We start from the raw sequence: 12,048 nt of genomic DNA on the forward strand, positions 1-12,048 counted from the left end.
TCAGGTGTTAGTGTCCTTACGGACGTGGGGGTTCAAGTCCCCCCCCTCGCACCAATATTCTTACCCTTCTCTGTTTTATCCCATCAGCTTCAAATTCAACATGATCAGCATTATTCCACTGACCAGCGCTACGCTTGACGGCAACAGTACGAAATGACGTAACTGACGGTGCCAGATCATTGCCGCCGATAGTAGTAACCCCAGCACAATCATCACGCGCCAGGCTTCCACCGGCAGGCCAATCATGCCTAACGCCATCACCAGTACGCCAGGCAGCAGAATTCCCCAACCACTCCCTAAAGCTCGCTGCAACATGGTTTCGCCTCTCACAACGATAATGATAACCAATATCATATGATAACTTTTATCATTTGTCATGCCAGAGAGTTTAACTTTTATTACTCTTGCATTCAGGAGTAATGACATACATTCATTGGGATGATAAATTAAGCAAATTAAATCTATATATTACATTGTCTGATCATTTGCGCAGATAGCCTTATATTACGTGTTGTTTTATATTTTTCCCCTTTGGCAGCCATCATCTTGAAACTTAACTACTAATAATGATAGTACCAATATGACTGCACAAACCTGGCGGGCTCATTACGAGCAAAAATATCAGTATTCCTTACGACTTTTTTTATTACTTAATTGTGTTTCTGCCGCTCTGTCGCTGCTCAGTCCGCTGTTTACCATTGTCACCGTCACGCTGCCGAGTTCGCTGATCTGTGCCGCCAGCCTGGGGTTCTTGTTATGGAATTGGAAATTTCCAAAACAGAAAATAAATATTCCTGTTATTTCTCTGTTATTTGGCATGCTATGGGCCTGGCACATCGTAATAAAAGCCTCATTGTTACCACCTCCACATTTTAACTTTCTGGTTATTGCCTTATTAAGCATCCTGTTTATTGGAACTATCGCTTTTTCTAACAATATCATTGCCTTTACTCTACATTCGCTACCGACTTTTATGGTGTGTCTGGTACTGGCCGGCGGCGAACAGTGGATGCGGATGTTTTACTGCTTTGTCCTGCCAGTTGCTGGAATTACGTTGCAAAACATTATGCAAAAGCGCAGCGATAATTTTACCCAAGGGCTAATGGATAAACTGTTGCAAGAGCGTAACACCCTGAACGATCTCAGTATGCTTGATCCATTAACCGGCCTGTATAACCGCCGTGGCCTGCAAAACCGGATGGATAACATCCTGGCAGTGGATACCTGCGAACATTTCATCCTGCTTTTGGATATTGACCATTTCAAAGCCTACAACGATAACTATGGCCATATGATGGGCGACCAGGCGCTAATCCAGGTATCCGCGGCGATTCGTAATTCCGTGCGTTCACGCGATATCGTCGCTCGCTTTGGCGGTGAAGAGTTTATGGTGGTGCTGACCAGCAGCTCGGCGGAATCCGCCTTCCAGACAGCAGAGCGTATTCGCCAACGGGTTTACGATTTAAAAATCGCGCATCGTTTTAACGAAAGCGTCGCCACTCATGTCACTATCAGTATCGGGATGACCCCTCTGGTGAGTGGCGACATCGACAGTGCGATAAAACGCGCCGATAGCGCGCTATATGAAGCCAAAAACCAGGGACGTAATATCATTCTCGTCAACTAACGCTTCCAGCCCGCCGCGAAGGATATGCGGCGCTGACAAATCGCTTGCGCTCCCTGCAACGAACAACTAGTATCAGCAATCATTATCATTTAGATTTGTATCTGGAAATCTGATGGCTTACCGTACCTTCTCCTTCAGCGATGACATCATCTGGCGTGCGCCGCTTGCGCCCGTCGAGCATGCATTGGCGAATGCGGTACGGGAAAAGATCGCTGCGGTACGCCCGCATCTACTGGATTTCCTGCGTCTGGATGAAGAAGCTCCCCCGTTTGCTCTAACCCTCGCGGAATGGTCACAACCAACGTCCCTTAGTTCATTACTGTCCACCTATTCCGACCATATTTATCGCCATCAGCCCAGCCAACCGCGCGAACAAAAACCCCTGCTTTCACTGTGGGCGCAGTGGTATATCGGCCTGCTGGTGCCGCCGCTAATGCTTGCGTTGCTTACGGAAGAACTGGCAATTAGCCTTGAACCGGAGCATTTTCGCGTTGAATTCCATGAAAGCGGGCGCGCGGCTTGCTTCTGGATTGACGTGCATGCCGACCATGAGGCGTTGATGCTTCCCGCGCAAGCGCGTATGGATATGTTGGTCAATAAAGCCCTGAAACCGGTGGTGGAAGCGCTGGAAGCTACCGGCGACATTAACGGTAAGCTTATCTGGAGCAATACCGGCTATCTGATTAACTGGTATCTCGGTGAAATGAAAAATCTGCTTGGCGACGAGCAGGTGAACGCGCTACGTCAACACTGTTTTTTTGCAAAACAGCAGGCCAGTGGCGAGGATAACCCGCTGTGGCGAACGGTAGTCCTGCGCGAAGGGCTGCTGGTACGCCGAACTTGCTGTCAGCGTTATCGCCTGCCGGACGTTCAACAATGCGGCGACTGCACGTTAAAGTAATTACCTGACGGGCGGCAATATGCCGCCCGTTGTCATTTTATGCGGTCTGCTCGTTCTCCTGCGCCGCGCGCTGCGCCTCTTCAGCTTCCTGCGCCAGCAGTTGCTTTTCGTACACTTTAAAGAACGGGAAGTAGATGATAGCCGATACGCAAGCGAGGACAACGACCAGAATCGCCGCGCGGAAATCCCATCCCAACGCCCATGCGCCGCCAATCGGCGCCGGCGCCGTCCACGGCACAACGGAGATAACACGACCGATCAGATCCAACTTCATGGCCGCCCAGGCAATCACCGCGTTAACCATCGGCGCCAGCAGGAACGGAATAAAGAATACCGGGTTCATCACGATAGGCGTGCCAAAGATAACCGGTTCGTTAATGTTAAACAGGCTTGGCACCACGCTTAAACGGCCGATAGAGCGCAAGTGCGCGGAACGGCTGCGCAGATAGCAGAACACCAGCCCCATGGTTGCGCCGGAACCACCGACAACGATGAAGAACGTCCAGAACGCTTCCATAAAAATATGCGGCAGCGGCGCGCCCTGCGCCAGGGCCTGCTGGTTCATTCCCAGATTAGTGAGCCAGAACATCTGCAGCATGCCGGAGACAATCGCCGCCCCGTGAATCCCTGCGAACCACAGCAGGTGGCCAATCAACACTGCCAGCAGAATGGCCGGTAATGAATCCGCGGCGGATACCAGCGGTTTAAAGATAGCCATGATGGCCTGCGGGATCAGCATGTCGAAATGATGCTGGATAAACAGACTCAGCGGATAGAGCGTCAGCACCACCACCAGGACCGGGATCAGCAAATCGAAGGAGTTTTTGATCATCGGCGGCACCTGATCCGGCAGACGGATCCCGATATTGTGCGCCTTCAGGAATCGCATCATCTCCACGCAATAAATCGCCACCAGGATCGCGGTAAAGATCCCGGTACCGCCAAGACTATCAACCGGCAAACTGCCATTGGTTTTTGGCGCAGCGATCAGCAGGAACGCCATGATCGACAGCATGGCGCACATGAAAGGATCGAGCTGGTGCGCCTTTTCATAATGCTTGCCCAGGTTGTAGGAAATCGCCGCGCAGATATAAATGGACATGATGCCCATGGTCATATCAAAAGGCGTCAGGATCCGTCCTTCGAACTCTTTAGCCAAATCCAACCAGGCGCGGGCGAAGCCCCAGGTGGTATCCGGTGAAAAAGGCGGATAAGCGAAGACTAAGAGAAAGGAACCTACGATCATAAACGGCATGGCCGAGATAAATCCGTCACGAATAGCCATGACGTGGCGCTGCGAAGAAATGCGCCCGGCAACGGGACTTATATAGTTCTCTACAAAGCGAAATATCAGATTAAACGCAGCATGGTTAGCAGACATAGCAGCCCTCCTGACAGGCTATCGAAACAGGCCCAACAACGGTAATCTTGCCGCTATGCTGAAATTAACTGCGTATGGACAGTAGCTACCCGGGGTTTAAGGTCGCCATATTGTCAGCAGAAACATCTCACGCGCGGCTGTTAGTTATCTTTGCTACAGGGAGTTACCTTGTCAGTATTCATCGACGAAGGTCATACTGCAACCGGTTACAGTAACCGGTTGCGGCGATTGTGAAGAAGATCCAGAAATCAGAATAATTCCTGATTATCTATCGACAATATTTACAGATTTCCGACCTTGTGACAGATTTAAGCGGAAAACTATCAGGAGAACCCCATGAGTCTGCAGTCCGTGAGGCAGTTTTTTGCTGAACATGCCCCCGATATTGAAATCATCGAATTGAATCAAAGTACGGCGACCGTTGCGCTTGCCGCCGCCGCGCATCGGGTCGAGCCGGGGCAAATCGCTAAGACTTTATCTTTAAAAGTAAAAGACCGGGTTATATTAATCGTCGCCAAAGGCGATGCCCGGCTGGATAATAAAAAACTGAAAGACGCTTTCGGGGCAAAAGCGAGAATGCTCAGCAGCGATGAAGTCGTTACGCTCACCGGACACCCCGTCGGCGGCGTCTGCCCGTTTGGCCTGGAAAATCCGCTGCCGGTTTACTGCGATATCTCGCTCAAACAATATCCCGAAGTTTTGCCAGCAGCGGGGGCTATTCATAGCGCGGTACGAATTTCACCTGAGCGTATGGCGCAACTGACAGAAGCCGACTGGGTCGACGTCTGCCTGTAGATTGCCAGTTATTGCGCCAGGCGCATTCCCCGGCCATCGTCATTATTAGCCGGCAGACACAGCAAAATGTCCGCCGCGCTCAGTAGGCCAATATCAGAGTTAACGCCCAGCTTGGTCATTGCGTTAAATTTATGCGCGCGGATAGTTTTGATATTTCGATCAAGCTGGGTAGCGATTTCGGGTAAAGAATAGCCGTAAGTCATATAACGCAGAATGGTATGTTCCGTTGGGCTAAGAATTTGCCCACAAGAGTTATAGCTGCGATTGAGAATGCTTTCTTTATCCAACGGCGCCTGTTCGATTAGCTGCAGTAAACGCTCCTGCAGGCGAGTAAGACAAGATGATTTATTGAGGATAGTTTGTGGGCTTGAGGGCGTCAGATGACTGATCAGACGCATTTCCGCCGTATTATCCGCCAGTACGATTCGCTGTATTTCAGGGCGAGTTTGCGCAATTTCGTGTAAAAAGAGCAGGCTTTCCAGGCGAATACGCCTGCTACCGGAAAGAGAAAAAATAACGGCGATAAAGTTTTTGGAAGCGAATTCGCGCTTTAAGGCCTGAGTATCTTTATAAAAATGGATGCTATATTTTTTACCCGCTTCATTACTTAAAATGTAACGAAGCGCCATTTCAGTCATTGCGCATTTTTCTACGATAGCGACACATCGTGTTGTGAGATTTTTTTCCATTCCGTGTTATCTCCATAGGCTGAATACAGATTCAGTTCCTTCATTCCTTGAGCGCTATTGATCCAGGCATACATTTCTGCATTACTGCGTAACGAAAGTCGGCGCATGGCGCTATTTTTCTGCGCGCTTATCGTTTTATTGCTTTTTTTCAACAAAGCGGCAATCTGATTAATTCCCCACCCTTTTGCCAGTAGCCGCAACACTTTGCGCTCAGAAAAGGTCAGGATGACCGCTTCGCTTGCTTCATCACCTAAGTTATCCATCTCAGGTGAAAAAAGCGTCTGGCTAATTCTCTCAGCGGAAAGTTTGCCGGCGCGGATGACTTCAATGAAACGTCTTACCGGCTCGCTATCAGAAATCAGCGAACTCTCCGGCCGCATGAGAAACTCGACTGCCAAAGGGAAGCAGGAGTGGCCAACCATAAAAATCCAGTGAATATCCCGGTATTGATTCATTAACGAATAATAATGCTCACAAATATCTCGCGGGCGTTCAATGTGTCCGGAGAGGTCAACGACGACCAGTACGGCGCGGCGAAGCTGCAGTAACGTGAGTTCATCCTGCGAGCCACAGAAACTCAGATCGTAATCAGGGAGATGCTCCCTCAAAATAGCCTTCAGGCCAGATTGCATAACTGGTATTCTACTGATGATGACGCCAAATTTACCTTGTCCTGGCAACATAAAACCTCCGCTTCCTGTCAAAGATTCACATCCAAAATAAATGATGGATGAATGGCTACTATAATATTATTTCACCTACTGAATCTTTATCGTCCCTGGTGGGCATAATGCACGCCCTGAAGTTAATTCCATAACCGTGAGGGATATATAACTATTACTCTCACCAACGATTTACCCTAACACAAAATGATGCCATCAATAAATTAGAAAAAATTAAAGCCCTCATTAGAAAAATTACCTTAAGAATTAAATAAATAACTTATTTAATTTCTTTCCTAAATGCTTTTGGCGAGACGCCATTATATCGCCGAAAGAATCTCGAAAAATAAGCAGCGTCAGTAAACCCTAAATAATCAGAAAGTTGTGTGATGGTCATGCTGGTATATTGCAGGTTACGCCGCGCTTCTAACATTAAGCGTCGATGTAAGACGCCTAATGCGCTGCAGCCATGAAATTCACGACACAAATAATTTAAATGCGTTGTGGAAAGCCCCACTAGCTTTGCATATTCAGCCAGCGGCAAATGTTCCCGGTAATGACTTTCAATCAGGCGGGAAAAATGGCGCATAACGCTACGTTTACGTTCGGCTTTGTCTTCTGCTATCGGTGTCGGCTGGCACTGACGATTCAACCATACCAATAACGCCCCCAGCAGCGAATGCAGCATCATTTCTCGCGCATCATGCTCCTCGCAGTACTCTTCACGCAAAGCGGTAAACAGCGAGTGAATATGGCCGCGTGAGCGTTTTACCGCCACGCACTGCGGCTGTGATAGCACATCAAGCGTTCGACCAAACTGGCTTTCAAAGCGGCTCAGCAGCGGCAGTGAAAGCGACAGGACAAATCCCTGAGTACCGGGGGAAAAACGGAAGCCATGAATGCATAGTGCCGGCACAACCTGAATACAGGCTTCGGTCATGACCCTCGTCGCGCCCTCAACTTCGATTTCAGCGCGCCCCTTGTGCAGATATAATAGCTGCACCATTTCGGCATGTTGATGCACGCGGATATGCCACTCATAAAGGCTGCTGCGCTGCAAAATGGATTCACAATGCAGCAGATCCGGCGTCGGCCAACCGCGCTCTTCGCCATATAATTTAAAAACAGGGATCGTACTTGCGGTCGACATGGCATCTCCGGTTTTCGTTAGCCGTTACGTTACCTGCTCCATCGGCAAACCCACATAATTTTCGGCAATCGTCGTCAGCCCTGCCCGAGATCCCAGATAGTAGCGGCGGTCGGCGGACTGCATTTTTTTATCGAAATCACTTTGTTCAGGGAAGTCATGCAGCAGGCGAGTCATAAACCAGCTGAATCTTTCACCTTTCCATACGCGGTCGAGAGCGAAGCGCGAATAGCTCGCAAGCAGGTCCGCACGGCCATGGCGATAATACTCGCGCAGGATCCGCCATAAATAATTGACATCCGACGCCGCCAGATTAAGCCCCTTCGCGCCGGTTGGCGGCACGATATGCGCAGCATCGCCGACCAGAAATAGCCGGCCATACTGCATCGGCTCGACGACATAGCTGCGCAGCGGCGCAATGCTTTTCTCAAGTGAGTGACCAGTCACTAACTTACTTGCCAGATCCTCCGGCAGACGCCGCTTTAACTCCTTCCAGAAGCGTTCATCTGACCATGCCGAGACGTTATCGCTTAACGGCACCTGCAGATAATAGCGGCTGCGAGTGAGTGAGCGCTGACTACATAATACAAATCCCCGTTCGTGATGGGCGTAAATCAGCTCCGGATTTACCGGCGGCGTGTCCGCCAGCAAGCCTAACCAGCCAAACGGCCACACGCTTTCATACTCTTTGAGAATGTCACGTGGAATGCTTTGCCGCGAAACGCCGTGGAAACCATCGCAACCGGCAATAAAATCGCACTCCAGGCGACACTTTTCGCCGCCGCTCACGTAAGAGACCACCGGTCGGTCGCTCTTAACATCCTCGATTGCCACCTCGCTAACGCCATAAATAATCGGCGCGCCGCTGTCGCGTCTTGCCGCCATCAGGTCACGGGTGACTTCGGTCTGGCCGTAGACCATCACGCTTTTACCGCCGGTCAACTCGCTGAGCGGTACCGGTACCCGCTGGCCTTCAAATAAAAACTCCACGCCATGATGAACCAGCCCTTCCGCATCCATTCGCTTTGCTACCCCCGCTTCGCGCAGTAGCTCGACGGTACCGTTTTCGAGGATCCCCGCCCGTATACGTCCCAGCACATATTCCGCGCTCTGCCGCTCAAGGATGACGGTATGAATACCAGCGTTATGCAGCAGTTGGCCTAACAGTAGCCCCGAAGGGCCCGCGCCAATAATGGCAACCTGTGTTCTCATGGGGTACTCGCTCTCAAAGGTTAATTATTTGTTTATTTTTTGTTTACTAAAAGTTCATGGATGCATTTTTGATAACTCAAGCGGGAAAAAGAAGGGATGAATGGCGGTAAAAATTGCACTTTCCAACGAAGTGACGAAAGTGTGGTGCGGTTCAAATTTCAGCCAACGCTGTTGATGGAGCAATTTTTGCACATAGTTTGATCCCGCACGCCGCACAACGGGGTGAAGTTCAGGTACAAGTATCAATAGAGACGCGGACAGCAGGTACTTATGCAGGCAGATAAATCAGAGCAGCGCGCCGTCACCCGGTTGTGCATCCAGTGTGCCCTTTACTTACTCCAGCACGGTGCGGAAAGCGCGCTGGTTGAGGAGCTTTCTACCCGCCTCGGGCGGGCGTTAGGTATGGATAGCGTTGAAAGCGCTATCTCCTCCAACGCGATTGTGCTCACCACGATTAAAGATGGTGAATGCCTGACTTCCACTCGCAAAAACAGCGATCGCGGAATTAACATGCATGTGGTGACGGAGGTACAGCATATTGTGATCATGGCCGAACATAAGCTGTTGGATTACAAAGACGTTGAGAAGCGCTTCTCGCAGATCAAACCCTTACGCTACCCGCGCTGGCTGCTGGTATTAATGGTCGGCCTCTCCTGCGCCTGCTTTTGTAAATTGAACAACGGCGGTTGGGATGGCGCGGTGGTTACCTTCTTCGCCAGTACCGTCGCCATGTATATTCGCCAGCTGCTAACCCACCGTTCCATGCATCCGCAGATTAATTTCTGCATTACCGCCTTTGTCGCCACCACCATTTCCGGGCTAATGCTGCGTCTGCCGGCATTTAGCGAGACGCCGACTATCGCCATGGCCGCCAGCGTGCTGTTGCTGGTTCCCGGCTTTCCGTTAATTAACGCCGTGGCCGATATGTTCAAGGGCCATATCAATACCGGGCTGGCTCGCTGGGCGATCGCCAGCCTGCTGACGCTGGCGACCTGTATCGGGGTGGTAATGGCAATGACCATGTGGGGGCTACGCGGATGGGCATAATCTCTTATCTTTTCGACCTGGCGCAGGATATGGCGCTGGCGGCCATCCCTGCTGTCGGCTTTGCGATGGTGTTCAACGTCCCACAGCGCGCGCTGCGCTGGTGCGCGTTACTGGGCGCTGTCGGCCACGGCTCGCGGATGGTGATGATGAGCGCAGGCTTCAATATAGAATGGGCCACCTTTCTCGCCGCGTTACTGGTCGGCAGTATCGGTATTCAGTGGTCGCGCTGGTATCTGGCGCATCCGAAGATATTTACCGTCGCCGCGGTGATCCCAATGTTTCCGGGTATTTCGGCCTATACGGCGATGATCTCGGCCGTCAAAATCAGCCATTTTGGTTACTCCGAAGAGATGATGATTATGCTGTTGAGCAACTTTTTAAAAGCCTCCTCAATCGTCGGGGCGCTCTCTATCGGGCTGTCTATTCCCGGTCTGTGGCTCTATCGCAAACGCCCGCGCGTGTAACCGGCAGCGCTGCTTCCTGGCCTCGCACTATGCTACTATGTCAGCAATTCCCCCACTCTTTGCTGTTCAGAGTTGAGATAGCGTTATGTCTTCACGAATTTTAACCACCGACTTTTGCGGTCTTGACGATTTCGTCAAGAACCACGCGGCCAGGCTGCAAAAATCAGCCAGCGGCGCCGTCGCCGTATTTGCCAATAACGCCCCGGCGTTTTACGCGCTGACGCCGGAGCGCCTGGCGCAGCTGCTGGAGCTGGAAGCTAAACTGGCGCGCCCCACCAGCGATATCGCGCTGGATGCGCAGTTCTTTGACGAGCCGAGCGCCGCGCCCGTCGCCGTGCCGATGGGAAAATTCGCCATGTATGCCGGCTGGCAGCCGGATGCCGATTTTCAGCGTCTGGCGGCGCTGTGGGGTATCGCCCTGACGCAGCCGGTCACCCCGGAAGAACTGGCCGCCTTCGTCGCCTACTGGCAGGCAGAAGGCAAAGTTTTCCACCACGTGCAGTGGCAGCAGAAGCTGGCGCGTAGCGTGCAAATCGGCCGCGCCAGCAACGGCGGGCAGCCGAAGCGCGATGTGAACGCTATTAGCGAACCCGATAACCAGATCCCGCGAGGTTTCCGAGGATGAGCATGAAAAACGTTGGCGATCTCATGAAGCGCCTGCAAAAAATGATGCCAGCCCACGTGCAACCGGCGTTTAAAACCGGCGAAGAGCTGTTGGCCTGGCAAAAAGAGCAAGGTAAGCTGCGTTCAGAGGCGCTGGAGCGGGAAAATCGGGCGATGAAAATGCAGCGCACCTTTAATCGCTCCGGGATCCGTCCATTACATCAGAACTGTTCATTCGATAATTACCGGGTCGAAAACGACGGGCAGATGATCGCCCTGTCCCGCGCCCGCCAGTACGTTGAAGAGTTTGACGGCAATATTGCGAGCTTCATCTTCTCCGGCAAGCCGGGCACCGGTAAAAATCATCTTGCCGCCGCTATCTGCAACGAGCTGCTGCTGCGCGGTAAATCGGTATTAATCATCACCGTCGCCGATATTATGTCGGCGATGAAAGATACCTTTGGTAATCGGGAAACCAGCGAAGAGCAACTGCTCAGCGACCTGAGCCGGGTCGATCTGCTGGTTATCGACGAAATCGGTATGCAAACCGAATCACGCTACGAGAAAGTGATTATCAACCAGATTGTCGATCGTCGCTCCTCCTCGAAACGCCCAACCGGCATGCTGACTAACAGTACCATGGATGAAATGAACAAACTGCTCGGCGAACGCGTTATGGATCGCATGCGCCTTGGCAATAGCCTGTGGGTGAACTTCACCTGGGATAGCTACCGCGATCGCGTTACCGGTAAAGAGTATTGAGAGATTTCCGAGCGCAAGCGGCGTTATACTGAAGAGATTCTTAAGTAACGACGAAGAGTACGTTTATGAAATCTTTGCAGACAGCTTTTTGCGCCGCTATCGCAGCCGGCGCGTTGATGGCGGCCCCTACCTACGCCGCCTCCTGGCAGGACTCGCTCAATAGCGCCGCCAGCCAGCTCAGCAGCAGTTCCCAGCAAAGCGGCGGCGGTATGTCGATGTCGTCCTTAACCAGCCTGCTCAATGGCGGCAACCAGGCGCTCACCTCCAGCAGCATGAACAATGCCGCCGGCGTTCTCTCTTATTGCGCGCAAAAAAAACTGACCTCGGTCACCAACGCCGACAACGTTAAAAACCAGGTACTGGATAAGCTTGGCCTGAGCACGCCGGAGAAACAGAAACAGGATACCGGTTATCTGGAAGGGCTACAGGGATTGCTGAGCAGTAATAACGGCCAGCAGTTGAATCTCAACACCCTCGGCAGCAGCCCGCTGGCTGAAAAAGTGAAGACCAAAGCCTGTGACCTGGTACTGAAACAGGGCGTTAACTTCCTGTCTTAAATTTCCCCGCCGATGCCGCGTTTGGCGCTTTAGCATTGCCAGCGCGGCCGCAATCGCTATTTTTACTTTTCTGCTCCTGTTTTCCCCGTGACGACAGGATGAGACATCGTACAAAAAAGACGCTTTCTAAACCAATTCTGAATCACAGCACACTTTCATGACACTACAATTGCAGCAGAAAGGCGCTGCCATTACAGTGTA

At 51.5% G+C, this 12,048-nt stretch carries 14 protein-coding genes; 8 read left to right on the forward strand and 6 right to left on the reverse strand.

What is annotated here, in order from left to right; genetic code table 11:
- Window positions 1-75: 75 nt before the first annotated feature.
- On the reverse strand, window positions 76-315 hold the full coding sequence (locus ABLU80_RS12565) for a DUF1435 domain-containing protein (protein WP_032706671.1): 240 nt from the start codon (window positions 313-315) through the stop codon (window positions 76-78).
- 265 nt (window positions 316-580) lie between these two features.
- Here ABLU80_RS12565 and ABLU80_RS12570 point away from each other — a divergent pair, with 265 nt between their 5' ends.
- A complete protein-coding gene (locus tag ABLU80_RS12570; RefSeq protein ID WP_015368393.1) occupies window positions 581-1,627 on the forward strand; it encodes a GGDEF domain-containing protein in 1,047 nt (348 codons plus the stop codon).
- 112 nt (window positions 1,628-1,739) lie between these two features.
- A complete protein-coding gene (gene fhuF / locus ABLU80_RS12575) occupies window positions 1,740-2,528 on the forward strand; it encodes a siderophore-iron reductase FhuF (RefSeq protein ID WP_042892520.1) in 789 nt (262 codons plus the stop codon).
- A gap of 37 nt (window positions 2,529-2,565) precedes the next feature.
- Here the strand turns inward: fhuF and ABLU80_RS12580 are convergent, their stop codons facing one another.
- Window positions 2,566-3,909, reverse strand: coding sequence for a PTS sugar transporter subunit IIC (locus ABLU80_RS12580; protein WP_015368395.1), 1,344 nt, complete (start codon window positions 3,907-3,909; stop codon window positions 2,566-2,568).
- Window positions 3,910-4,245: 336 nt separating this feature from the next.
- Between ABLU80_RS12580 and ABLU80_RS12585 the strand changes: the two genes are divergently transcribed.
- A complete protein-coding gene (locus ABLU80_RS12585) occupies window positions 4,246-4,704 on the forward strand; it encodes a YbaK/EbsC family protein (protein WP_015368396.1) in 459 nt (152 codons plus the stop codon).
- Window positions 4,705-4,712: 8 nt separating this feature from the next.
- Here ABLU80_RS12585 and bglJ read toward each other — a convergent pair whose 3' ends face one another.
- The 4 genes from bglJ to pobA all read right to left on the reverse strand — a co-directional run bounded on the left by bglJ (window position 4,713) and on the right by pobA (window position 8,414).
- On the reverse strand, window positions 4,713-5,393 hold the full coding sequence (gene bglJ / locus ABLU80_RS12590) for a DNA-binding transcriptional activator BglJ (RefSeq protein WP_045358897.1): 681 nt from the start codon (window positions 5,391-5,393) through the stop codon (window positions 4,713-4,715).
- On the reverse strand, window positions 5,354-6,076 hold the full coding sequence (locus tag ABLU80_RS12595; protein ID WP_020079675.1) for a response regulator transcription factor: 723 nt from the start codon (window positions 6,074-6,076) through the stop codon (window positions 5,354-5,356). Before ABLU80_RS12595 ends, bglJ begins: the two co-directional genes overlap by 40 nt.
- Window positions 6,077-6,335: 259 nt before the next feature.
- Window positions 6,336-7,205 (reverse strand): helix-turn-helix domain-containing protein, encoded by an 870-nt coding sequence (locus tag ABLU80_RS12600; RefSeq protein ID WP_015368399.1) that lies wholly within the window; start codon window positions 7,203-7,205, stop codon window positions 6,336-6,338.
- A 24-nt stretch (window positions 7,206-7,229) separates the two neighbouring features.
- Complete coding sequence (gene pobA / locus ABLU80_RS12605; RefSeq protein ID WP_101705806.1) at window positions 7,230-8,414, reverse strand: 4-hydroxybenzoate 3-monooxygenase; 1,185 nt, start codon at window positions 8,412-8,414, stop codon at window positions 7,230-7,232.
- A gap of 270 nt (window positions 8,415-8,684) precedes the next feature.
- On the opposite strand from pobA, the gene ABLU80_RS12610 reads away from it, so the two are divergent.
- The 5 genes from ABLU80_RS12610 (at window position 8,685) to ABLU80_RS12630 (ending at window position 11,847) form a co-directional block, all read left to right on the forward strand.
- Entirely contained in the window at window positions 8,685-9,461 is a 777-nt protein-coding gene (locus ABLU80_RS12610; RefSeq protein WP_015368403.1) for a threonine/serine exporter ThrE family protein, read from the forward strand.
- Window positions 9,452-9,925, forward strand: coding sequence for a threonine/serine exporter (locus ABLU80_RS12615; protein ID WP_032713267.1), 474 nt, complete (start codon window positions 9,452-9,454; stop codon window positions 9,923-9,925). The genes ABLU80_RS12610 and ABLU80_RS12615 overlap by 10 nt, the downstream gene beginning before the upstream one ends.
- An 85-nt stretch (window positions 9,926-10,010) precedes the next feature.
- The gene (gene dnaT, locus ABLU80_RS12620; RefSeq protein WP_348850025.1) at window positions 10,011-10,550 is read left to right on the forward strand and encodes a primosomal protein DnaT; all 540 of its coding nucleotides are present in this window, start codon (window positions 10,011-10,013) and stop codon (window positions 10,548-10,550) included.
- Between the two features lie 2 nt (window positions 10,551-10,552).
- The gene (gene dnaC / locus ABLU80_RS12625; protein WP_026612409.1) at window positions 10,553-11,290 is read left to right on the forward strand and encodes a DNA replication protein DnaC; all 738 of its coding nucleotides are present in this window, start codon (window positions 10,553-10,555) and stop codon (window positions 11,288-11,290) included.
- 65 nt (window positions 11,291-11,355) lie between these two features.
- Window positions 11,356-11,847, forward strand: coding sequence for a DUF2501 domain-containing protein (locus tag ABLU80_RS12630; protein WP_015368407.1), 492 nt, complete (start codon window positions 11,356-11,358; stop codon window positions 11,845-11,847).
- The last annotated feature ends 201 nt before the right edge of the window (window positions 11,848-12,048 follow it).

The sequence above is a fragment of the Klebsiella sp. CN_Kp104 genome (assembly GCF_040064515.1).
Lineage (GTDB): Bacteria > Pseudomonadota > Gammaproteobacteria > Enterobacterales > Enterobacteriaceae > Klebsiella > Klebsiella aerogenes.

What these genes read in the sequence shown, in the direction of transcription:
- ABLU80_RS12610 (WP_015368403.1), top strand. Translation starts at nt 8,685, where the DNA reads ATGCAGGCAGATAAATCAGAGCAGCGCGCCGTCACCCGGTTGTGCATC.
- bglJ (WP_045358897.1), bottom strand. Translation starts at nt 5,393, where the DNA reads ATGGAAAAAAATCTCACAACACGATGTGTCGCTATCGTAGAAAAATGC.
- ABLU80_RS12585 (WP_015368396.1), top strand. Translation starts at nt 4,246, where the DNA reads ATGAGTCTGCAGTCCGTGAGGCAGTTTTTTGCTGAACATGCCCCCGAT.
- ABLU80_RS12570 (WP_015368393.1), top strand. Translation starts at nt 581, where the DNA reads ATGACTGCACAAACCTGGCGGGCTCATTACGAGCAAAAATATCAGTAT.
- fhuF (WP_042892520.1), top strand. Translation starts at nt 1,740, where the DNA reads ATGGCTTACCGTACCTTCTCCTTCAGCGATGACATCATCTGGCGTGCG.
- dnaC (WP_026612409.1), top strand. Translation starts at nt 10,553, where the DNA reads ATGAAAAACGTTGGCGATCTCATGAAGCGCCTGCAAAAAATGATGCCA.
- dnaT (WP_348850025.1), top strand. Translation starts at nt 10,011, where the DNA reads ATGTCTTCACGAATTTTAACCACCGACTTTTGCGGTCTTGACGATTTC.
- ABLU80_RS12630 (WP_015368407.1), top strand. Translation starts at nt 11,356, where the DNA reads ATGAAATCTTTGCAGACAGCTTTTTGCGCCGCTATCGCAGCCGGCGCG.
- ABLU80_RS12595 (WP_020079675.1), bottom strand. Translation starts at nt 6,076, where the DNA reads ATGTTGCCAGGACAAGGTAAATTTGGCGTCATCATCAGTAGAATACCA.
- pobA (WP_101705806.1), bottom strand. Translation starts at nt 8,414, where the DNA reads ATGAGAACACAGGTTGCCATTATTGGCGCGGGCCCTTCGGGGCTACTG.
- ABLU80_RS12600 (WP_015368399.1), bottom strand. Translation starts at nt 7,205, where the DNA reads ATGTCGACCGCAAGTACGATCCCTGTTTTTAAATTATATGGCGAAGAG.
- ABLU80_RS12615 (WP_032713267.1), top strand. Translation starts at nt 9,452, where the DNA reads ATGGGCATAATCTCTTATCTTTTCGACCTGGCGCAGGATATGGCGCTG.
- ABLU80_RS12565 (WP_032706671.1), bottom strand. Translation starts at nt 315, where the DNA reads ATGTTGCAGCGAGCTTTAGGGAGTGGTTGGGGAATTCTGCTGCCTGGC.
- ABLU80_RS12580 (WP_015368395.1), bottom strand. Translation starts at nt 3,909, where the DNA reads ATGTCTGCTAACCATGCTGCGTTTAATCTGATATTTCGCTTTGTAGAG.